The organism is Geodermatophilus sp. SYSU D00697 (assembly GCF_054050175.1).
The window spans coordinates 1-19,701 of the sequence record NZ_JBJGYV010000038.1 but is presented as its reverse complement, the minus strand read 5'-3'; the positions used below and the strand labels follow the sequence as shown (position 1 = coordinate 19,701).

The window sequence follows — 19,701 nt, the reverse complement described above, 5'->3', positions numbered from 1 at the left end:
CGAGCGGCCGGAGGTCCCGACCTCGCGACCGCGGCTCGGGGCTAGCCTCCCCTGGTGCCCGGCAAGCCGCTGCGGGACGTCGTCGCGCCCGACCTCGACGTCCTCTTCTGCGGCATCAACCCCTCGCTGCTGTCGGCGGCGCGCGGTCACCACTTCGCCCGGCCGGGCAACCGCTTCTGGCCGGCGCTGCACCTGGCCGGCCTCACCCCGCGGCGGATGACGCCCGACGAGGACGGCGAGCTGCCCCGGTACGGCCTCGGCGTGACCAACCTGGTGGACCGGCCCACCCGGACGGCGGCCGAGCTGACCCCCGACGAGCTGCGCGCGGGCGCTGCCGCGCTGACCGACCTGGTCGGGCGGTACCGGCCGCGGGTGGTCGCCGTCCTCGGGGTCGGTGCCTACCGGACCGGCTTCGGCCGGCCGCGGGCGGTCCTGGGCCGGCAGGACGAGCGGATCGGCGGGGCGTCCACCTGGGTGGTGCCGAATCCCAGCGGCCTCAACGCCCACTACCAGCTGCCCGACCTGGCCCGGCTGTACCGGGAGCTCCGGTCAGCGGCGGGCTGCCCGGGACCCGGCGGTCCCTCCGGGGCTCAGGCGCCGGCGGGGGCCGGCACGCGGGGCACGGGGGCGGAGACGGCGTAGACGCCGTCCGCGGCGCTCAGGGACGAGCCAGGCAGCAGCCGGCGGACCAGCCCGACGACGCGGTCGTTGTCGACCTGGACGTCGGCGGTGAGGGTGGCGACGCCGCGGCGTGCCGCCAGTTCGACCAGCTCGCGCAGCAGCTGGCGGCCGACGCCGACCCCCTGCCACCCGTCCTCGACGAGGACGGCGACCTCGGCCGTGGCCGGGTCGGCGGGGGAGCGGTCGTAGCGGGCCACCCCGACCACCTCGCCGCCCATGTCGGCGACCAGCGCCTCCCGCAGGTCGTGGTCCACCGCCACCAGCCGGGGGAGCGCGTCCGCCGGCGGGCGGTGCAGCGGCGCGTGGAAGCGGCGGTAGATCGTCTCGCGCGACAGCCGGCCCCACAGCCGGCAGAACCGCGGCCCGTCGTCCTCCCGCACCGGCCTGGTGGTCACTCCGATGTCCATCCCGCCCCCTGAGTTCAGGAACCGAACCCTGCTCTGGTCCGGCGAGTTCGTCAAGTGAACCCAGCCGGATAGACTGGCCTCGTGAGCGGAGCCGTGTGGGACCGGTCGCGGTGCTCGGTCGCGGGCACGCTCGCCGTCGTCGGCGAGAAGTGGAGCCTGCTCGTGCTGCGCGAGGCGTTCCTCGGCGTGCGCCGGTTCGCCGACTTCCAGCGGGTGCTCGGCGTGCCGCGGGCGGTGCTCACCGACCGGCTCGCCACCCTGGTCGACCAGGGCATCCTGCGCCGGGTGCCCTACCAGGCGCAGGGGGAGCGGCAGCGGCACGAGTACCGGCTCACGCAGAAGGGGATCGACCTCCACCCGGCGCTGGTCGCGCTGATGGAGTGGGGGGACCGGTACCTGGCCGAGGAGGGGGGCGCGCCGCTGGAGCTCCGACACCGCGAGTGCGGCGAGCCGGTGCACCTGGCCCTGGTCTGCGAGGCCGGGCACGAGCTCTCCGGCGCCCGCGACGTCCGGCCCCTGCCCCGGGTCCCCGCCGGCTGAGCACTGCGGCTCCACCCCGCTCCCGGAGCGCGGCGGAGGCCGACCCCGGCAACGATGGGGCCATGGCCGAGACGACGAACGCGCCCGAGCTCCACCCGGTCACCGAGGAACTCGCCTCCGGCAGGAACTTCGCCGCGGTGACCACCCTGCTGCCGAGCGGGCTGTTCCAGACGCAGGTCCTGTGGGTGGGCGTCCGTGACGGATCGGTGGTGCTGAACACCGAGACCCACCGGAAGAGGTACCAGAACCTGCAGCGCGACCCGCGGATCACCGTCCTGGTCCGGGACGAGGACGACCCCTACCGGTACGCCGAGGTGCGCGGTGAGGTGACCCGCACGACGACCGGGCCGGAGGCGCGCGCACACATCGACGAACTCGCGCGCAAGTACACCGGCCGGGACTACTCGGAGGACGCCATCAAGTCCGAGCGGGTCATCCTCTGGGTCACCCCGCGCCGCCAGACGATCGTCGACCAGAACGAGGACCGGAGCGACTGAGGGCGCCACCGGGAGCCGCTCCCGGCCCCGCGGCCCGGCTGTGCACCCTGAACAGCGGTCGACCGGCGACCAGGCAGTCCGCACAGTGACCGGGAGCGGGACGCGTCCATAGCCTGCGGGCCTTCCACGCCCACCCGGAGGCCCCCATGGTTGCTGTTGGCACGGACGACTACGCCCTCGGCCGCGTCCCCCAGGAAGCGCGCTACTCCTGGCGCTCGGTCGCGGTGCAGCGCTTCGGGCAGATCTCGGCCCTGAGCCAGTTCCTCCTCGGCTCGACGCTCGGCTTCGGCATGGGGTTCTGGGAGGCCTTCTGGGCACTGACCCTCGGCGCGGTCATCCTCGAGGTGGTCGCCATCTTCGTCGGCGTGATGGGCGCCCGCGAGGGGATGCAGACCTCGCTGCTGGCCCGCTGGTCGGGCTTCGGCCACGGCGGCTCGTCGCTCGTCGGCCTGGCGATCGGGATCAGCCTGATCGGCTGGTTCGGCATCCAGTCGGCGGTGTCGGCCGAGGGGCTGGTGTCCCTGGTCGGCGTCCTGCCGGTGTGGGCGTGGTCGCTGGTCTTCGGCCTGGCCGTCACCCTCGTGGTGCTCTGGGGCTTCGGCTCGATGCAGTGGGTCGCCTACATCACCGTGCCGGCGTTCGTGGTCCTCGTCGGCTGGTCGATCGTCTCCGCGCTGCTCGACGTCGAGATCGGCGCGCTGGTCACCTCCCCGCCCCCCGGCCCCGAGCTGTCCCTGCTGCAGGGCACGACGCTGGTCGCGGGCGCGTTCATCGTCGGCGCCGTCATCACCCCGGACATGACCCGCTTCAACCGGTCGACCGCCGACGTCGTCAAGCAGACCGTCGTGGGCATCACCCTCGGCGAGTACGTCATCGGCCTGTCCGGCGTGCTGCTCGCCCACGCCGTGCAGTCCGCGGACATCATCACGATCGTCACCTCGTCGGTGGGCTGGGTCGGCACCCTCGTGATCATCCTGGGCACGCTGAAGATCAACGACTGGAACCTCTACAGCTCCGGCCTGGGCATCGTGAACTTCGTCGGCGCGGTCTTCGGCCGGCACGTCAACCGCGCCGCGGTCACCCTCGCCGTGGGCGTCGTCGGCAGCCTGCTGGCCGCCGGCGGCATCCTGCAGCGCTTCACCGACTTCCTCACCCTGCTCGGCGTCGCCTTCCCGCCGATCGCCGGGATCATGGTCGCCGAGTACTTCGTCGTGCGGCAGTGGCGCGGCGCGCTCGAGGAGTCCCGGGCCCGCGGCGCGGTGCCCGACGAGGCCCCCACGTGGGTGCCCGCGACCCTCGTCATCTGGCTGGTCAGCGCGCTGGTCGGGAAGTTCGTGACCTGGGGCCTGCCGTCGATCAACTCGCTGGTGGTCGCGATGGTCCTGTACGTGGTCGCGGGCAAGCTGGGGCTCGTCCGCGGGGTCGGGGTCTCCTACACCCGCGACCTGGCGGGCCCGCGCGTGCACACCGCCACCCCCGAGTCGTCGACGGCCGGCTGAGCCGGCACCAGGAGGAGAACCACAGTGCGCATCGGCATCGACGTCGGCGGCACCAACACCGACGCGGTCCTCATGGACGGGTCCACCGTCCTCGCGGCGGTCAAGGCGCCGACCAGTGACGACGTGACCAGCGGCATCGTCGGCGCGCTCGACGGGCTGCAGGGCCAGCGGGCGTTCGACCCGGCCGACGTCCGGGCGGTGATGATCGGCACCACCCACTTCATCAACGCGCTGGTGGAGGGCCGCAGGCTGGCGCCGACCGCGGCGCTGCGGCTCGGCCTGCCGGCCACCGCCTCGCTGCCCCCGATGGTCGACTGGCCGCAGCGGCTCGTGGACGCGGTCAAGGGCCGGTCCTACCTGGCCCACGGCGGGCACGAGTTCGACGGGCGGCACATCTCCGAGATCGACGAGGACGAGCTGCGCCGGCACGCCGCGGACATGGCCGCCTCCGGCGTGCGCAGCGTGGCCATCTCCTCGGTGTTCTCCCCGGTCAACACCGAGTTCGAGCACCGTGCCGCGGCGGTCCTGGCCGAGGAGCTGGGCCGCGAGGTGGCGATCTCGCTGTCGTCGGAGATCGGCCGCATCGGGCTGCTCGAGCGGGAGAACGCCACGATCATCAACGCGGCGCTGCGCGAGCTGGCCACCGGCATCGTCGAGGGGCTGGCCAAGTCGGTCAGCAGCCACGGCATCACCGCGCCGATCTACCTGAGCCAGAACGACGGCACGCTGATGGACGTCGACTACGCCCGGCGCTACCCCGTCGCCACCTTCGCCTCGGGCCCGACCAACTCCATGCGCGGGGCGGCGGTCCTCTCCGGCCTGGGCACCTGCGCGGTCATCGACGTCGGCGGCACCACCAGCGACGTCGGGATCCTCACCAACGGCTTCCCCCGGGAGGCCACCACCGAGGTCGTGGTCGCCGGCATCCGCACCAACTTCCGGATGCCCGACGTCCTCAGCGTCGGCATCGGGGGCGGCAGCCTGGTCCGCGACGACGGCGGGGTGACCGTCGGCCCCGACTCCGTCGGGTACCGGCTCATCCAGGACGCGCTCGTCTTCGGTGGGCAGACGCTGACCGCCACCGACGTCGCGGTCGCCGCCGGCCGGGCGGTGATCGGCGATCCGGAGCGGGTCCGCTCGGTCGACCCCGACCTGGCCCGCCGGGCGCTCGAGCGGGTCGCCGTGGACGTCGCCGACGTCGTGGAGCGCATGCGCACCTCGCCCGAGCCGCTCCCGGTCGTCGCGGTCGGTGGCGGCTCGATCCTGCTGCCCGACGAGCTGCCCGGCCTCGGCGCGGTGCACCGGCCGGAGAACTACGCCGTCGCCAACGCCATCGGCGCGGCGATCGCGCAGGTGGGCGGGGAGGTCGACCGCATCTTCGCGATCGAGCCCGGGCGCCGGGAGGCCGTCGTGGAGGAGGCCCGCGCCGAGGCGGTGGACCGGGCCGTGGCCGCCGGTGCCGACCCCTCGTCGGTGCAGGTCGTCGACTTCGACGAGGTGCCGATCCCGTACCTGCCCGGCAACGCGACACGGATCCGCTGCAAGGCCGTCGGCGACCTGCGGATGGAGGGCTGACGATGCGCAAGGTCACCCACGAGGACCTGGCCGACCTCGCCCGCGGGGCGGCGGTGCTCGGGACCGGGGGAGGAGGCGACCCGCACGTCGGGCGGCTGCTCGCCGAGGCGGCGCTGCGCGAGCACGGCCCGGTGTCGCTCGTCGACGTCACGGAGGTGCCCGACGACGCGGTCGTCGTCCCGGTCGCGATGATGGGCGCCCCCACCGTCATGGTGGAGAAGCTGCCGTCGTCGGACCAGGTCGGCACGGCCGTGCAGGCCCTGGCGACCTACCTCGGGCGCACACCCACGCACCTGGCCTGCATCGAGGCCGGCGGCGTCAACTCCACCATCCCCTTCGTCGCCGCGGCCCAGCTGGGGCTGCCGCTGGTCGACGGCGACGGGATGGGCCGGGCCTTCCCGGAGCTGCAGATGGTGCTGCCCACCCTGGGCGGCATCGCGGCGACGCCCATGTCGATCGTCGACGAGAAGGGCAACCGCGGGGTCCTCGACACGATCTCCAACCACTGGGCCGAGCGGCTGGCCCGCACCGCCACCATCGACATGGGCTGCTCGACGATCGTCTCGCTCTACGCCATGAGCGGCAGCCAGCTGCGGGACAACTACGTGCCCGGGACGCTGTCGCTGTGCACCGAGGTGGGCCGGGCCATCACCACCGCCCGCGAGGCGCACGCCGACCCCGTCGCCGCGGTGACCGGCGTGCTCGGCGGCCGCGTCGTCCACACCGGCAAGGTGGTCGACGTGGCCCGCCGCACGGCCACCGGCTTCGCCCGCGGCGAGGGCGTCGTCGAGGGGACCGGCGCCGACGCCGGTCACCGGATGGTGCTGCACTTCCAGAACGAGCACCTGATCGCCGAGCGCGACGGCGTCATCGAGGCCACCACGCCGGACCTGATCATCGTGCTGGAGGCCGACACCGGGGAGCCGATCACCACCGAGTCGCTGCGGTTCGGGCAGCGGGTCGCCGTGCTGGCGGCCCCGTGCGACCCGCGCTGGCACAGCGCCGCGGCCCTGGAGCTGGTCGGCCCGCGGTACTTCGGCTACGACACCGAGCCGGTGCGGGCGGTGCCGGCATGAGCTGGCAGCTCGGGCCGGGGCAGCTCGCCGACCTCGCGCGGGGCGCCGCCCTGCTGGGCACCGGGGGCGGTGGCGACCCGTTCATCGGCCGCCTCCTGGTCGAGCAGGCGATGGCCGACAGCGGCCCGGTCACCGTCCTCGACCCCGAGGAGGTCGACGACGACGCCCTGGTCATCCCCACCGCACAGATGGGGGCGCCCACCGTCGTCGTCGAGAAGATCCCCCGCGGCACCGAGCCGGTGGCCGCGCTGCGCGCCCTGGAGAGGCACCTCGGCCGGACGGCGCAGGCCACCATGCCGATCGAGTGCGGCGGCATCAACTCGATGATCCCGCTGCTGGTGGCCGCCCGGACCGGCCTGCCGGTGGTCGACGCCGACGGCATGGGCCGGGCCTTCCCGGAGCTGCAGATGGAGACCTTCTCCGTCTACGGGGTCCGCGGCTCGCCCCTGGCCATCGCGGGTGAGAACGACGAGACGGCGGTCATCGACACCGGAACCGACAACCGGCGGATGGAGTCCTTCGCCCGGGCGATCACCATCCGCCTCGGCGGGGTCGGGCACATCGCCGAGTACGCGATGACCGGCGCCGAGGTCCGCCGGACCGCCGTCCCGCGCACCATCTCCCTGGCCCTGTCCCTCGGGACGGCGATCCGGCAGGCCCGCGCGGAGCACCGCGACCCCGTGGCCGCGCTGCGCGACGCGCTGGCCCCGACGCTCTACAGCTCCCTCCGGGTGCTGTTCCGCGGCACGGTCGTCGACGTCGAGCGGCGCACCGTGGAGGGCTTCGCCCGCGGCCGCGCGCGGTTCCGCGGCGAGGGCGGCGACTCGGTCCTGGAGATCGCCTTCCAGAACGAGAACCTGGTCGCGACGGTCGACGGGGTGGTGCGCTGCCTGGTGCCCGACCTGATCGTGGTGCTCGAGGCCGACACCGCCGAGCCGATCACCACCGAGGGACTGCGCTACGGCCAGCGGGTCACCGTCGTCGGCATCTCGACGCCGGAGCTCATGCGGACACCCGAGGCCCTGGCCACGTTCGGCCCGTCCGCGTTCGGTCTCGACGAGGAGTTCCGCCCCGTCGAGACCTGGGCGGAGGACGCCGACCCGGTGGGCGCGGGCCCGGGCTGAGCTCGCGGCCGGCCCGGGCGCGCGACCCGGTCGCCGGCCGGGGGGATGGCACGATCCTGCGCATGCGGTCGGCACCGGCGTTGCGCCGCCTCACGGCGGCCGACGTGCCGCCGCTGGAGCTGGGCGTCTCCCTGCTGGGCTCCGGTGGCGGCGGCGACGCGGGGATGCTCGCGCACGTCCTGCGCCGGGGACTGGGCGGCGGTTCGCTGCCGGTCCTGGACCCCGGCGACCTCGGGGACGCACCCGTGGTCCCGGTGGGCATCATCGGCGCCACCCGGGTCTTCGCCGAGAAGCTGCCCGACGGCACCGAGTTCGCCCAGGCCGTGGCCGCCGTCTCCCGGTGGACGGGACGGCGCCCGGCAGCGGTGATGGACCTCGAGGTGGGCGGCCTCAACGGGCTCAGCGGCGCGGTGGCCGCCCTCGACCTCGGCCTGCCCCTCGTCGACGCCGACCTCATGGGCCGCGCGCTGCCGCGGCTCGACCAGTTCACCTGGGCCGCCTGCGGGCAGCCCATGACGCCCTGCGTGGTGCGCGAACCCGGCGGGCGCACGCTGCTGGTCGACGGGGCGGCCGCGCCGGGGCTCGAGCGCAGCATCCGGGCGATGCTGGCCGAGTCCGGCGGCTGGGCCGCGCTGGCGCTGCCGCCCGTCGCGGCGCGCGACATCCCGGCGACCTGCGTGACCGGCGGCCTGGCCCGGGCGGCCGCCCTCGGCCGGGCCGCGGAGCGCCTGCCGTCCACGCCGGACCGCGCCGCGCTGGCGGGAGCGCTCGGCGGCCGGGTGCTGACCTCCGGGCGCGTGGTCGACGTCGACCGGCACGGGGTGTCGGCCGGGTCCGCCCGCGGCAGCGTCACCGTGGTCGACACCGGGAACGGCGCGGTGCTGCGGCTGGAGTCCGAGAACGAGTTCCTGGTGGCGCTGCACGACGGCGAGCCGGTGGCCACCTGTCCCGACCTGCTCTGCGCCCTGGACCGGCGGACCGGCCGGCCGCTGGCCGTCGACACGGTGCGCACCGGCAACGAGGTGGTGGTCGTGGCCATCCCCGGGCCGGCGTGGTGGCTGCGCACCGGGCACCTGGCGCGGGTGGGCCCGCGGGCCTTCGGGATCGACTGCGACCCGGTGCTCATGGAGGGCGCGTGAGCACACCCGGCGGCGAGGCCACGCTGGCCGGCCTGCTCGCGGCGCCGGAGTGGAGCGGGGTCCGCGTCCTGGCCGGTGCCCCGGCCCGGGCCCTCTCCGGCGTGACCGTCGTCCCGGGGCCCGAGGTGCCCGAGGACGCCTGCCCCGGCCGGCTGGTCGTCGTCCTCGACGGGCCCGACCGCGCCGACTGGCGCCTGGACGTGCTCGTCCGCCGGGTGCGGGCGGCCGGCGCTGCCGCCCTGCTGGTCCCCGGGGTCGAGCCGCTGCGCCGAGCCACGCAGGCCCTGGCCGACCGGCTCGGGCTGCCGGTCGTGGGCGGCCCCGACCCCCTGGAGTCCGGCCTCGCCGCCCGCTCCCTGCTGTCCCGGCCGGAGGAGGTGCGCGCCCGTTCGGTGCTGCGGACGGCGATGGCCTGCCGGCGGGCGGGCGGCACCGTGGCCGACCTCGTCGGGGAGGTGCACCGCGTGCTGCGCCGGCCGGTGGCGCTGCTCGACGCCAGCGGGCACGTCACCGCCGGCGAGGGCCCCCGGACCGAGGAGGACCGGGCCGCCCTGAGCGCCGCGCTCAGCACCCGCCGCAACCCCGGGGAGGACGCGCGGGTGCCCCTGCCCTCCGGCGCGGTGGTGCTGGCCGCCCCCGTCGCGGTGCCGGGCGGGCGGACGACCGCGTGGGCCGCGGCCACCCTGACCACGCCGCTGGCCGCGGAGGAGGCCGCGGTCGCGGCGGCGCTCGGGGTGGCGGCGATCGGTGTCGGCCACCGGCTGGCGGTGCGCCGGCTGGCCGTCGAGCGGGACGCCCGCGCGCGCACGGCGCTGCTCGGCGAGGTGCTCAACGCCGGCGGCGAGCTCAGCGTGGCCACCCGGCGGCGGGCGGTGGCGGCCGGCTGGTCGCTGGAGGGGTGGCACATCGCCGTCCGGTTCGCGGTCACCGGCGAGGTGGACACCGTCGGGCTGCGGCCCGAGGTGGTGGCCGCCCTCGACCGCCAGGGCGTCCGGGCGGTGGTCGTGGAGGCCCAGGACGGGTGGTCGGCCTGGACCACGATGTCGCTGGAGCCCAGCGCCGCCGACGTCCAGGCGCACGCGGCGGCGCTGCGGCGCGCCCAGCGCGAGCTGACCGCGGTGGTGGAGACGCAGGTGGGGGTCGGGCGCGCCCACCCCGGTCCCGGTGGGCTGCCGCGGAGCCTGGCGGAGGCCGCCGACGCCAGCCGCCTGGCCGCGGGCCGGCCGCACACCGGCCGGTTCGTGCACGTCGACCGCCTGGGGCTGGCGCAGCTGCTGCTCGCCTGGACGCGCACCGACACCTTCCAACCGGCCGCCCGCACCCTGCTGGAGCCGCTGCAGGACCAGCCCGGGGAGCTGCTGGCCACCCTGGGCGCCTACCTGGACGCGGAGTCCTCGATCGCCGAGACCGCGGCCGTGCTCGGCGTGCACCGCAACACCGTCGCCGCGCGGGTGGCCCGCATCCAGCAGCTGCTCGCCGTCGACCTGCAGGACCCCGAGCAGCGGCTGGCCCTCCACCTGGCCTGCCGGACGGTCGGCGTCGCCGGGGACGGGCGGGCCTGAGCCGGTCAGCGCACCGCGCGGGCCCGGGCCTCGCGGGCCAGGCGGCGGGCCTCCCGGAGCGGCTGCGGCGTGCGCACCCCGGTGCTCGTGGCGAGGACCACGTCCGCGGCCGTGGCCGCGGTCGTGCGCCAGGCCGCGGCGGCGACCAGCGGGCGGACCCCCGTCGCGGTCCGCACCCAGCGTGCGACCTCCCGCCCGTCCAGCAGCAGCGCAGCGGTGTCCCCCCGTCGCGGTCCGGGGCCGGGACCGCGCGCCAGCAGCGGGACGTCGGTGACGCCGACGGTGGGGAGGTCGAGCACCGCGCCGAGGTGCAGCGCGAGGCCGGCGCGGCGCGGGTGGTCCCGGCCGGTGGCGGCGAGCAGCAGCACGTCGGGGAAGGCGCCCAGCTCGTCGACGGCCCGGGCCAGCAACGGGCCCTCGCGCAGCACGAGGAGGGTGGGGACGTAGCGCGCGGCGGGGCTGCCCTCGACGGTGCGCGCGGCGAGCACCTGGGTCCCGCGCACCAGCACCGCAGCGGCCCAGCAGCGTTCCCCCTGGGCGGCGGAGACGGCGGCGGCCGCCGCGACCAGCGGAGGGCTCGCGCCGGGCGTCCACGCCGGGGGTCGCAGCGCGCCCAGTCGCCACTGCTCGGCCGTGGCGGCCTCGGGACCGGCCGGCCAGCGGGCCCCGGGGCCGGCCCTGCGGCTGCCGGGCGCGCCGCTCAGACCGGCGGCGGGCCCTCCGGAGGAGGGGCGGTCGGGTCGGTGGGGCCCGGCTGCGGCACCGGCGCGGGACCGGGGGGCGAGACCGGGTCCATCGGCGACGGGGAGGGTGACGGCGGCTGCGGACCGGGGAGGGGAGGCGAGGTCATGGGCGGCTCCTACCCGGTGTCCGGTCACCGGTCACCCGCCGCGCGCCGCCGCGCCTTCTGCTCCGGCGACGTCGACGGGACGATCGGGGGCATCCGGCGGGGCACGCCTCGCCGGAGCCCGGCCCCGCCCCGAGGAGGTGTCCCGTGCGCCGTGCCGTGACCGCCCTGCTGGCGTGGTTCGCGCTCTACGGCCTGGCCGTCGGTGCCTGGCAGGCGTTCGCACCGCGCTCGTTCTTCGACGACTTCCCCGGCCTCGGCCGGCACTGGGTCGACGTCGACGGCCCCTACAACGAGCACCTGCTGCGGGACGTGGGGCAGGGCAACCTGGGCTTCGGGGTGCTGGCGCTGGTCGCGCTGGTGACGGGCGGCGTCTGGCTGGCCCGCGCCACCGGCCTCGCGGCGGTGGTGGCCTACCTGCCCCACCAGCTCTACCACCAGCAGCACCTCGACGTGCTCGAGACGGCGAGCGACCGGGTGCTGCAGACGGTGACCCTCAGCCTGGTCTCGGTCACGGCGGTCCTGCTCACCGTCCTGGCCTTCCGCCTCCCGGCCGGCACCGAGGGCACCGGCCGGCACGCGGAGGGGCGGGTCCCGGCGGGGAGCGCCGGGAGCGGGCCGGGCGCGGGACCCCGCTGACCCCCGGCCCGCGAGGGGTCACCGCAGCCGCTGGCGGGCCGGGCGGGCGGCGGCCGCGGCGCCGGCCAGGACCAGGGACGCCGCGGCGAGGCGGGACCGGCGCCGCTGCGGCCGGCCCCAGTCGCCGCGGGGCTCGGCCGGCCCGGGCACCGGTCCGAACAGCGCACCGGGGTCCGGGGGTGCGGGGGGACCCCAGCCGAGCAGGTACCGACGGCCCAGTCGGGCCGCGAGGCGCACGACCCGCTCCGGTGCCAGCGCGTAGGGCACGGCGACGCCGTTGAGGGCCCCGACCCGGACGGCCCGCCGGGGGCGGGAGGCGAGCCCGACGATCCGCCGCGCGACGCGCTCGGGCGGCACGACCGGCGGCACCGGCCGCAGCGCCCGGCCGGTCCAGTTGCCCGACGCCAGGGGGGTGGGGGTGTCGACGAAGGCCGGGTAGACCCCGCACACGGCGATGCGTGAGCGGACGGCGAGCTCGGCGCGCAGCGCGTCGGTGAACCCGGCCACCCCGTACTTCGCGGCGCTGTAGCTGGCCGCCCAGGGCGCGGGCAGCCGGCCGCCGATCGACACCACGTTGACGATGACGCCCGTGCCGCCCGCGGCCAGCATGCGGGGGACCGCGGCCGCGCACCCGTGCAGCACGCCGAGCAGGTCGACCTCCACCAGCCGGGCGTGCACCTCCACGGGGATCTCCTCGAACGGTCCCCACAGGCTGGTGCCGGCGTCGTTCACCCAGACGTCGATGCGGCCGAACCGCGCCACGGCCGCCTCGGCCAGCCGCTCGACCTGCGCGGCCTCGGTGACGTCGGTCGGCACGGGCAGCACCTCGGCGCCCAGGGCGGTGCAGCTCACCGCGGCCGCGGCCAGCCGCGACTGCTCGCGGGCGGCCAGCACGAGGCGTGCGCCGGCGCGGGCGAACGCGCGGGCGGTGGCCAGCCCGATGCCGCTGGACGCCCCGGTGAGGACGACGACGGATCCGGCCACCGTGCGGGTCATCGGTCCTCCTCCGGCAGCCGGCGCCCAGCCCCGCTACCCCCGTCCGGGCCCGGGCACGCCCGCGTCGGGTCGGTGTCGAGCGGCGACCGCCCGCCGGGTCGCCTACGTTCCGGACGTGGGCACGCGGGTGGTCGTGGTGGGTGGGGACGCAGCCGGCGGCAGCGCCGCCTCCCAGGCGAAGAAGCGGCAGCGGGACCTCGACGTCGTGATGTTCGAGCGGGGGCGGGCGACGTCCTACTCCGCGTGCGGCATCCCGTACTGGATCAGCGACGCGGTCGACTCGGAGGCGGACCTGATCGCCCGCACGCCCGAGCAGCACCGCGCCGCGGGCATCGACGTCCGGATGCGGACCGAGGTCGTCGGGATCGACCTGGACCGCCGCGTCGTCTCCTGGCGGGAGCTCGACGGCGGTCGGGAGGGCACCGAGCCCTTCGACGAGCTGGTCTACGCGACCGGCAGCGTCCCCATGCGGCCACCGGTGCCGGGCATCGACGCCGCCGGCGTGTACGGCGTCCAGGTGCTCGACGACGGCGTGGCGCTGCGGGCGGAGCTGGAGCGGGGCGACGTCCGCCGGGTGGTCGTGGTCGGCGGCGGCTACATCGGTCTGGAGATCGCCGAGGCCTGCCGCATCCGCGGGCTGGAGGTCACCGTGGTCGACCGCTCCGCCACGCCGGTGGGCACCTTCGACCCCGACGTCGGGGAGTTCATCGCCGACGCCGTGCGCAGCGAGGGCATCGAGCTGGTGATGTCCGACCCGGTCGCGGCCATCGAGGTCGACCGGAGCGGGCGCGCCCGGGCGGTGGTCACCGCGAGCGGCAAGGAGCTGCCGGCCGACCTGGTGGTCCTGGGGCTGGGCGTGCGGCCGGACGTGCGGCTGGCCCGGGAGGCGGGCATCCCGCTCGGGGTCTCCGGCGGCGTCGCCGTCGACGTGCGGATGCACACGCACGCCGAGGGCGTGTGGGCCGCCGGGGACTGCGTCGAGTCGCGGCACCGGCTCACCGGTCAACGGGTCGTGGTGGCGCTGGGCACGCACGCCAACAAGCAGGGCCGGGTGGCGGGGATCAACATCGGCGGCGGGTACGCCACGTTCCCCGGCGTCATCGGCACCGCGATCACCAAGGTCTGCGAGGTGGAGGCCGCGCGCACCGGCCTGTCGGAGGCCGAGGCGACCGCGGCGGGGTACTCCTACGTCACCGCGTGGGTCGACTCCACGACCAAGGCGGGCTACTTCCCCGGTGCCCAGCCGATCCGGGTGAAGATGATCGCCGAGCGGCGCAGCGGGCAGCTGCTCGGTGCGCAGATCGTCGGCAAGGAGGCGGCGGCCAAGCGCATCGACGCGCTGGCGATCTGCATCTGGAACGAGATGGGGGTCGACGAGATCCTCTCCCTGGACCTCTCCTACGCCCCGCCGTTCGCGCCGGTGTGGGACCCGGTCCTCATCGCCGCCCGCAAGGCCTTCGAGGCCGTGGAGGCCGACGTCCGCCTGCTGTAGAGGTCGCGGACGACGGGGCGGGGAGGGCACATGGCCGACGGCGGGCCCGGATACGTCGCCCTGGGCGACTCGATCTCCATCGACGACTACGCGGGCGGCCCCGGCCGGGGAGGCGCAAGCCTGCTGTTCGCCAACCGCGACGACGACTTCCCCGAGTGGCGCGGGCGCGACCTGGTGACCGCGGACCCGGCGACCGCCTTCACGATGCTGGCCACGGACGGCGCGACCACCCGCACCCTCCTCGACGTCCAGCTGCCCCGGCTGGCGGCGCTGGGGACCCGCCCGTCGCTGGTCACCCTGACGATCGGCGGCAACGACCTGCTCGGCGCCTACGGCGACACGGCGGCCGCGCGGGCGACGGTCGCCCGGGTCGCGGCTGCCGCGGACCGCGCGCTGGCCGAGATCGCCCGGCTCTCCGCGCCGGGGGCGCGGATCGTCCTGGGCACGGTGTACGACCCCAGCGACGGCACCGGCGACGCGGCGCGGATGGGGCTGCCGCCCTGGCCGGACGCGGTCGCGGTCCTCGGCGAGCTCAACGACGCGCTCCGCGCCACCGCCGGCCGGCACGGCGTCCGTGTCGCCGAGATCGCCGAGGAGTTCCGCGGCCACGGCCTGCTCGCCGGGGACCCCGCGCGGCCGGAGGCGCGCCCGCCGGACCGGGCGTCGTGGTTCTGCCGGGTCATCGAGCCCAACGCCTGGGGCGCCTCGGGCGTCCGGGCGGCGTTCTGGACGGCGCTGGGCCCCTGAGGCCGGCCGGCAGTTACCCGGCGGCCGGACGGGGGTAGGGCGAGGGCGGCCCAGGACAGGGATCCGGGACGCCGACCGAGCCAGGGGGAGACATGACGACCGGTAGCGACAACCACTTCCTCGCCCAGGCGGTGCACGACCTGGGCTCCGCCCTCTGGCTCGGCGGCGCGGTGATGGGGATCGCCGGGGTCAACAAGTCCGGCAGCGACCTCAGCCAGGGCATCGACCGCATCCGGGTGGCCAGTTCGGCCTGGAGCCGGTTCGCCCCCGCCCAGTGGGGCGGCATCGCGGCGACGCTGCTGGCCGGCCTGCGGCTCACCCAGGTGGGGGGTCGCCGGGTCGCGCTGCAGGAGGGCTTCGCGTCGGTCGGCGCGCTGAAGGCCGGCCTCGCCGTGGCCGGCGCCGGCGCCACCGCGTACGCCGCCTACAGCGGCAGCCGCATCGGCAAGCTGGCGGAGGAGCTCGAGCGGCAGGGCACGCCGGTCGAGGTGAAGGACGCCACCCTGCCGACCGCGGGTACGCCCAAGGAGCTCGCGGCGTGGCAGCGGCGCCAGCGGATCACCCAGTTCGCCGTCCCGGCACTGGCCGGGGCCAACATCGTCTGCGGCTCCTGGCTGGTGCAGTCCTACCGGCCGGTCGCCACCGTCAAGGGCCTGCTGGGCCGCCTGCTGCCGGACTGAGGGCGCCCGGGCTCCGGGGTCACCCGGCGAAGCGGGCGGCGAACTCGCGGGGCGTCATCGCGGTGACCCGCGCGAAGTCGCGGCTGAAGTGCGGCTGGTCGGCGTACCCGAGGACGGCGGCCACCTCCGCGAGGGTCGTCGAGCCGGCCCGCAGCCGCTGGGCGGCCTCCTGCAACCGGCGGCGCTGGATGAGCCACTTCGGCGTCAGGCCCAGCCGGCGGTGCACCAGCCGCTGCAGCGCCCGCTCCGACAGGCCGAACCGCGCGCAGACCTGGGCCACCCGGGTCACCTCGGCGTCCTCCTCGACGAAGGCCACCACGCGGTTGACCAGGTCGCCCTCGTCGTCGACCGGCAGCAGCGGGCGCAGCGCGTCGCCGAAGGCCGCCATCGCCGCCCGGTGCGCGGCCGGCGCGGCCGGGTCGGGGGCCATCGCGGCGCGCACGCGGCCGGTCAGCCGGGTCCCCTCGGCCCCCAGGACCTCGCCCAGGTCGACGTGCCGGTCGGTGTAGGCGGCCATCGGCGCCCGTGTCACGAGGTGGCCGGCCGCCGGCGCACACATGACCCCGACCGCCCAGCCCCGCCCGGTCAGGGTGGTCGTGGACAGCCCTGAGACGACGCCGTAGAAGCGCGCGTACTCGGGCGAGACGACCAGCAGGGCGACCGGGTACTGCAGGACCCGCTGCGGCGCCTCCCGGCCGGGGGCCACGGACCAGACCGGGATCCAGAAACGCTGGAGCAGACCGGCGAACTCGGGGTCGACCGCGTACCGGTGCATCACGTGGGACGCGTCGCGGGGATCGCGCAGGTGGGCGCGGTCGATCGCGTCGAGCGGGGCCGCCGGGGGCGTGTCGGGTTTCATCAAGACCGCACCCTGCCGTGCTGCCTACGGTCCGGCCATGACCGACACCGCGAGTTCCTACCAGGCGGCCGACCGGCCGCTGACCGCCCTCCTCGACGCCGTCCCCCACGAGGCGTGGACCGCGCCGTCGCCCTGCCAGGGGTGGTCGGCGCGGGACGTCGTCCGGCACATGGTGGAGACCCAGCGGGACTTCCTGACCGGGCGCGGCGTGGACCTGGGCGAGCAGCCCGACGTCGACGCCGACCCGGCCGCCGCCTGGCGGGAGCACGCCCGGCGGGTCGCCGCGGCCATCGCCGACGACGCCGTCGCCGGCGCCGGGTTCGACGGCTTCTCCGGGCCGACGACCGTCGGTGCCACGCTCGAGCGGTTCTACGTCTGGGACATGCTGGTGCACCGCTGGGACGTGGCGCGGGCCACGGGCGTCGAGGCCGGCTTCACCGACGAGGAGCTGGACCGGATCGAGCAGGGCGCGGAGGGCTTCGGCGACGCGCTCTACACGGAGGGCATCTGCGCGCCGGCGGTCGAGGCGCCCGCGGACGCCGACCGGGCCACCCGCGTGCTGGCGCGGCTCGGGAGGGCGTGACGCGGCTCGGCTCCGCTGCCGCGCGGGCTCAGGCCGCCGGGCGGGTGCGTGCCCAGCGCGCCTCGAGCCACTCGTTGAGGCGGGCCTCGGCCACCTGGCAGGCGGTGAAGGCGGCGATGCTCGGCGACTCGGCGAAGGCCGAGCGCGCGACGCCCAGGTCCCGGTGGGCCTCGGCGATCTGCTGGTCGATCTCGGACACGGGGACGGCGGTGGTCACCACGGCGGCTCCCTGGCGGAGGGGTGGGCCGGGACCGTCTCGCCCGGGGCCTGTGCCCCTGTGGTACCCCGGCTGCGCCGCTCAACCCCCGACGAGTGGGGGTGTGTCCGACTCCGGGCCGGGGCACTCCCCGGGGACGACCCGGAACGAGGAGGACGCGATGAGTGAGCCGACGGACGCCGGACAGCAGGACCAGGAGCCGGAGGGCTCGCACGCGAGCGTCGGGCAGCAGCCCGAGCGCGCCGGCGGCGGTCGCACCGACGGCGAGACCACGGTCGACGACGCGATGGGCCAGGGCGGCGCCCCCGGGGAGTGACCCCGGGACGCGAGAGGGGCCGGCCTCCCCGCGAGGAGGCCGGCCCCTCGCGTCAGACCCCCTCGACGCCCTCGGCCTGCGGGCCGCGCTGACCCTGGGTCGTCTCGAACTCCACCCGCTGGCCCTCGTCGAGGCTGCGGTAGCCGCCCCGGTCGGCGATCGAAGAGAAGTGGACGAAGACGTCCGGGCCGCCGTCGTCGGGCTCGATGAACCCGAAGCCCTTCTCGGCGTTGAACCACTTCACCGTGCCGCGGGTCCGCCCCCCACCGCCGCCGGAGCGCCGGCCGCCCTCGCGTGGGCCGGAGTCGCGGTACCCGGAGTCGCGGTAGCCCGAGTCGCGGTAGCCGCCCTCCCGGCCGCGTGACCCGCCACCGGAGCCCCCCTCGGGACGGACGTCCTCGGCCTGGGGGCCACGCTGGCCCTGGGTCGTCGTGAACTCCACCCGCTGACCCTCGTCGAGGCTGCGGTAGCCGCCCTGGTCGGCGATGGCCGAGAAGTGGACGAAGACGTCGGCCGAGCCGTCGTCGGGGGCGATGAACCCGAAGCCCTTGTCGGCGTTGAACCACGACACGGTGCCCGTGCTCCGCGCACCACCCCGGGACGACGGCCGGCCGCGGTCGCCGCCGCGGTCACGGTCGCGCGCCGGCGCCTCGCGCGGGGGTCGGCCGCCACCGCCCATCGGCCGGACCGAGTCGGCCTGCGGGCCGCGCTGCCCCTGGCTGGCCTCGTACTCCACCCGCTGACCCTCGTCGAGGCTGCGGTAGCCGCCCTGGTCAGCGATCGCGGAGAAGTGGACGAAGACGTCCGGCCCTCCCTCGTCGGCTTCGATGAACCCGAAGCCCTTCTCGGCGTTGAACCACTTCACCGTGCCCTGCGGCATCTCCTGCTCCTGCACTTCTCGCGTCGGCGGGTCCGTCCCACCGACCGCCCGCGCGGGCCTCTGGCTGGTGCGCGGTACTCGCAGGGTGCCTTACCCCGCCGACGCGACATCGCGCGCCCCCGGGGTCAGGATCCGGGGTCGCGTTCCTCACGCCGGGGAGGGCCGGGTGCCGGGCGTGGGGTCAGACCCTGACCAGGATCTTCATGCCGTCGCCGCGACGCAGCCGGCCGAAGGCGTCCACCAGGTCGTCGACGCCGATCTCGTCCACCCAGCCGGTCGCGTCGTAGCGCCCCTCGGCCATGGCGGCGATCACCGCGTCGAAGTCCCGCGGCAGGTAGGCCAGCGCCCCCTTCATCGACGTCTCGCCGAACACCAGCACGGTGGGGTTGAACTCGAACCCCTTCTCGTGCAGGGCGACGACCACCAGGCGCCCGGCCGGCGCGAGCAGCCCGATGGCCGAGGTCACCGCGGCTCCCGCGCCGGCCGCGTCGAACGCGACGTCCACCCCGTCCCCGCCGGTGACGTCGGCGACGACCGCGGCGAGATCGTCGGCGGTGGGGTCGACGACGTGCGTCGCGCCGAGCCGCTGCACCGCCTCCCGCCGGGCCGCGCTGGGCTCGGACACCACGAGGGTCTCGACCCCGCGGGCACGGAGGGCGAAGTACACGCCGATGCCGATCGGGCCGGCGCCGGCGACCAGGGCCGACCCGCCCGGCCGGACCTCGCCCAGGTCCACGGCGTGCCAGGCCACCGCCATGGGCTCGACGAGGGCACCCATGCGCAGGTCCACCCCGTCGGGCAGCAGGTGCAGCATGGTCGCGGGCACCGTCGTGTACTCGGCCATCCCGCCGCCGTCGCTGGTCAGCCCGTGGAACCCGAAGCTGCGGCAGGTGTTCACCATGCCCGCGCGGCAGGCCGCGCAGTGCCCGCAGTGGTACACCGGCCAGACCGCGACCCGGTCACCGACCGCGACGCCGTCCACCCCCTCGCCGAGCTCGACGACGGTGCCGGAGAACTCGTGGCCGAGCACCTGCGGCGGCATCGACCCGGTGATGGGGTGGGGCTGGGTGTAGTCCAGGCCGGAGTTCTCCGGCGAGTGGTACACGTGCAGGTCCGAGCCGCAGATGCCGGCGTAGGCGTTGCGCAGCTTCACCTGCCCCGGGCCTGGGGTGGGATCGGGGACGTCCTCGATCCGGACGTCCTCGCGGGCGTGGAACCGGGCTGCCCTCACGGGTCCCTCCTCGGGAGGTCGGGCGGGGGGGGGGGGGGGGGGGGGGGGGGGGGGGGGGGGGGGGGGGGGGGGGGGGGGGGGGGGGGGGGGGCGGGGGGGCGGGGGGGGGCGGCG

22 protein-coding genes are annotated in these 19,701 nt (G+C 76.4%); 15 read left to right on the top strand and 7 right to left on the bottom strand.

Annotated elements, in window-relative coordinates:
- The first annotated feature begins 54 nt into the window (after nucleotides 1–54).
- Nucleotides 55–642 (top strand): G/U mismatch-specific DNA glycosylase, encoded by a 588-nt coding sequence (gene mug / locus ACI79C_RS22550; RefSeq protein WP_456947927.1) that lies wholly within the window; start codon nucleotides 55–57, stop codon nucleotides 640–642.
- Here the strand turns inward: mug and ACI79C_RS22545 are convergent.
- The gene (locus ACI79C_RS22545; RefSeq protein ID WP_456947926.1) at nucleotides 591–1,076 is read right to left on the bottom strand and encodes an N-acetyltransferase family protein; all 486 of its coding nucleotides are present in this window, start codon (nucleotides 1,074–1,076) and stop codon (nucleotides 591–593) included. The genes mug and ACI79C_RS22545 overlap by 52 nt on opposite strands.
- Nucleotides 1,077–1,169: 93 nt before the next feature.
- Here ACI79C_RS22545 and ACI79C_RS22540 point away from each other — a divergent pair, with 93 nt between their 5' ends.
- The 8 genes from ACI79C_RS22540 (at nucleotide 1,170) to ACI79C_RS22505 (ending at nucleotide 10,100) form a co-directional block, all read left to right on the top strand.
- Complete coding sequence (locus ACI79C_RS22540) at nucleotides 1,170–1,628, top strand: winged helix-turn-helix transcriptional regulator (RefSeq protein WP_456947925.1); 459 nt, start codon at nucleotides 1,170–1,172, stop codon at nucleotides 1,626–1,628.
- A gap of 62 nt (nucleotides 1,629–1,690) precedes the next feature.
- Nucleotides 1,691–2,125, top strand: coding sequence for a TIGR03618 family F420-dependent PPOX class oxidoreductase (locus ACI79C_RS22535; RefSeq protein ID WP_456947924.1), 435 nt, complete (start codon nucleotides 1,691–1,693; stop codon nucleotides 2,123–2,125).
- A 146-nt stretch (nucleotides 2,126–2,271) separates the two neighbouring features.
- The gene (locus tag ACI79C_RS22530; protein ID WP_456947923.1) at nucleotides 2,272–3,624 is read left to right on the top strand and encodes a purine-cytosine permease family protein; all 1,353 of its coding nucleotides are present in this window, start codon (nucleotides 2,272–2,274) and stop codon (nucleotides 3,622–3,624) included.
- A 24-nt stretch (nucleotides 3,625–3,648) separates the two neighbouring features.
- Complete coding sequence (locus tag ACI79C_RS22525; protein WP_456947922.1) at nucleotides 3,649–5,199, top strand: hydantoinase/oxoprolinase N-terminal domain-containing protein; 1,551 nt, start codon at nucleotides 3,649–3,651, stop codon at nucleotides 5,197–5,199.
- A 2-nt stretch (nucleotides 5,200–5,201) separates the two neighbouring features.
- A complete protein-coding gene (locus tag ACI79C_RS22520) occupies nucleotides 5,202–6,275 on the top strand; it encodes a DUF917 domain-containing protein (RefSeq protein WP_456947921.1) in 1,074 nt (357 codons plus the stop codon).
- Nucleotides 6,272–7,399, top strand: coding sequence for a DUF917 domain-containing protein (locus tag ACI79C_RS22515; RefSeq protein ID WP_456947920.1), 1,128 nt, complete (start codon nucleotides 6,272–6,274; stop codon nucleotides 7,397–7,399). The genes ACI79C_RS22520 and ACI79C_RS22515 overlap by 4 nt, the downstream gene beginning before the upstream one ends.
- 62 nt (nucleotides 7,400–7,461) lie before the next feature.
- The gene (locus ACI79C_RS22510) at nucleotides 7,462–8,538 is read left to right on the top strand and encodes a DUF917 domain-containing protein (protein WP_456947919.1); all 1,077 of its coding nucleotides are present in this window, start codon (nucleotides 7,462–7,464) and stop codon (nucleotides 8,536–8,538) included.
- Entirely contained in the window at nucleotides 8,535–10,100 is a 1,566-nt protein-coding gene (locus tag ACI79C_RS22505; RefSeq protein WP_456947918.1) for a PucR family transcriptional regulator, read from the top strand. Before ACI79C_RS22510 ends, ACI79C_RS22505 begins: the two co-directional genes overlap by 4 nt.
- 5 nt (nucleotides 10,101–10,105) lie before the next feature.
- Here the strand turns inward: ACI79C_RS22505 and ACI79C_RS22500 are convergent, their stop codons facing one another.
- Nucleotides 10,106–10,978: an endonuclease V gene (locus ACI79C_RS22500; RefSeq protein WP_456947917.1), complete on the bottom strand. Its 873-nt coding sequence runs from the start codon at nucleotides 10,976–10,978 to the stop codon at nucleotides 10,106–10,108.
- Nucleotides 10,979–11,094: 116 nt separating this feature from the next.
- Between ACI79C_RS22500 and ACI79C_RS22495 the strand changes: the two genes are divergently transcribed.
- On the top strand, nucleotides 11,095–11,586 hold the full coding sequence (locus ACI79C_RS22495; RefSeq protein WP_456947916.1) for a hypothetical protein: 492 nt from the start codon (nucleotides 11,095–11,097) through the stop codon (nucleotides 11,584–11,586).
- Between the two features lie 18 nt (nucleotides 11,587–11,604).
- On the opposite strand, the gene ACI79C_RS22490 is transcribed toward ACI79C_RS22495, so the two are convergent.
- Nucleotides 11,605–12,582 carry an SDR family NAD(P)-dependent oxidoreductase gene (locus ACI79C_RS22490; protein WP_456947915.1) on the bottom strand — a complete coding sequence of 326 codons (978 nt, stop codon included), beginning with the start codon at nucleotides 12,580–12,582 and terminating at the stop codon, nucleotides 11,605–11,607.
- A gap of 115 nt (nucleotides 12,583–12,697) precedes the next feature.
- On the opposite strand from ACI79C_RS22490, the gene ACI79C_RS22485 reads away from it, so the two are divergent.
- From ACI79C_RS22485 to ACI79C_RS22475, 3 genes are all read left to right on the top strand, one after another.
- Entirely contained in the window at nucleotides 12,698–14,074 is a 1,377-nt protein-coding gene (locus ACI79C_RS22485; protein WP_456947914.1) for an FAD-dependent oxidoreductase, read from the top strand.
- Nucleotides 14,075–14,104: 30 nt separating this feature from the next.
- Nucleotides 14,105–14,821 carry a GDSL-type esterase/lipase family protein gene (locus tag ACI79C_RS22480; RefSeq protein ID WP_456947913.1) on the top strand — a complete coding sequence of 239 codons (717 nt, stop codon included), beginning with the start codon at nucleotides 14,105–14,107 and terminating at the stop codon, nucleotides 14,819–14,821.
- A gap of 92 nt (nucleotides 14,822–14,913) precedes the next feature.
- The gene (locus ACI79C_RS22475) at nucleotides 14,914–15,501 is read left to right on the top strand and encodes a hypothetical protein (protein ID WP_456947912.1); all 588 of its coding nucleotides are present in this window, start codon (nucleotides 14,914–14,916) and stop codon (nucleotides 15,499–15,501) included.
- Nucleotides 15,502–15,520: 19 nt separating this feature from the next.
- Here the strand turns inward: ACI79C_RS22475 and ACI79C_RS22470 are convergent, their stop codons facing one another.
- Nucleotides 15,521–16,360: a helix-turn-helix domain-containing protein gene (locus ACI79C_RS22470; protein ID WP_456947911.1), complete on the bottom strand. Its 840-nt coding sequence runs from the start codon at nucleotides 16,358–16,360 to the stop codon at nucleotides 15,521–15,523.
- Nucleotides 16,361–16,397: 37 nt separating this feature from the next.
- Here ACI79C_RS22470 and ACI79C_RS22465 point away from each other — a divergent pair, with 37 nt between their 5' ends.
- The gene (locus ACI79C_RS22465; protein ID WP_456947910.1) at nucleotides 16,398–16,943 is read left to right on the top strand and encodes a TIGR03086 family metal-binding protein; all 546 of its coding nucleotides are present in this window, start codon (nucleotides 16,398–16,400) and stop codon (nucleotides 16,941–16,943) included.
- A 28-nt stretch (nucleotides 16,944–16,971) separates the two neighbouring features.
- On the opposite strand, the gene ACI79C_RS22460 is transcribed toward ACI79C_RS22465, so the two are convergent.
- Entirely contained in the window at nucleotides 16,972–17,163 is a 192-nt protein-coding gene (locus ACI79C_RS22460) for a hypothetical protein (protein ID WP_456947909.1), read from the bottom strand.
- A 157-nt stretch (nucleotides 17,164–17,320) separates the two neighbouring features.
- On the opposite strand from ACI79C_RS22460, the gene ACI79C_RS22455 reads away from it, so the two are divergent.
- Entirely contained in the window at nucleotides 17,321–17,476 is a 156-nt protein-coding gene (locus ACI79C_RS22455) for a hypothetical protein (protein WP_456947908.1), read from the top strand.
- Between the two features lie 52 nt (nucleotides 17,477–17,528).
- Here the strand turns inward: ACI79C_RS22455 and ACI79C_RS22450 are convergent, their stop codons facing one another.
- Nucleotides 17,529–18,356, bottom strand: coding sequence for a cold-shock protein (locus ACI79C_RS22450; protein WP_456947907.1), 828 nt, complete (start codon nucleotides 18,354–18,356; stop codon nucleotides 17,529–17,531).
- 181 nt (nucleotides 18,357–18,537) lie between these two features.
- Nucleotides 18,538–19,587: a 2,3-butanediol dehydrogenase gene (locus ACI79C_RS22445; protein WP_456947906.1), complete on the bottom strand. Its 1,050-nt coding sequence runs from the start codon at nucleotides 19,585–19,587 to the stop codon at nucleotides 18,538–18,540.
- Nucleotides 19,588–19,701 lie beyond the last annotated feature (114 nt).

Coding starts and splice junctions, on each gene's coding strand:
- ACI79C_RS22475 (WP_456947912.1), top strand. CDS start 14,914: ATGACGACCGGTAGCGACAACCACTTCCTCGCCCAGGCGGTGCACGAC.
- ACI79C_RS22530 (WP_456947923.1), top strand. CDS start 2,272: ATGGTTGCTGTTGGCACGGACGACTACGCCCTCGGCCGCGTCCCCCAG.
- ACI79C_RS22450 (WP_456947907.1), bottom strand. CDS start 18,356: ATGCCGCAGGGCACGGTGAAGTGGTTCAACGCCGAGAAGGGCTTCGGG.
- ACI79C_RS22490 (WP_456947915.1), bottom strand. CDS start 12,582: ATGACCCGCACGGTGGCCGGATCCGTCGTCGTCCTCACCGGGGCGTCC.
- ACI79C_RS22455 (WP_456947908.1), top strand. CDS start 17,321: ATGAGTGAGCCGACGGACGCCGGACAGCAGGACCAGGAGCCGGAGGGC.
- ACI79C_RS22470 (WP_456947911.1), bottom strand. CDS start 16,360: ATGAAACCCGACACGCCCCCGGCGGCCCCGCTCGACGCGATCGACCGC.
- ACI79C_RS22535 (WP_456947924.1), top strand. CDS start 1,691: ATGGCCGAGACGACGAACGCGCCCGAGCTCCACCCGGTCACCGAGGAA.
- ACI79C_RS22515 (WP_456947920.1), top strand. CDS start 6,272: ATGAGCTGGCAGCTCGGGCCGGGGCAGCTCGCCGACCTCGCGCGGGGC.
- ACI79C_RS22520 (WP_456947921.1), top strand. CDS start 5,202: ATGCGCAAGGTCACCCACGAGGACCTGGCCGACCTCGCCCGCGGGGCG.
- ACI79C_RS22480 (WP_456947913.1), top strand. CDS start 14,105: ATGGCCGACGGCGGGCCCGGATACGTCGCCCTGGGCGACTCGATCTCC.
- ACI79C_RS22465 (WP_456947910.1), top strand. CDS start 16,398: ATGACCGACACCGCGAGTTCCTACCAGGCGGCCGACCGGCCGCTGACC.
- ACI79C_RS22510 (WP_456947919.1), top strand. CDS start 7,462: ATGCGGTCGGCACCGGCGTTGCGCCGCCTCACGGCGGCCGACGTGCCG.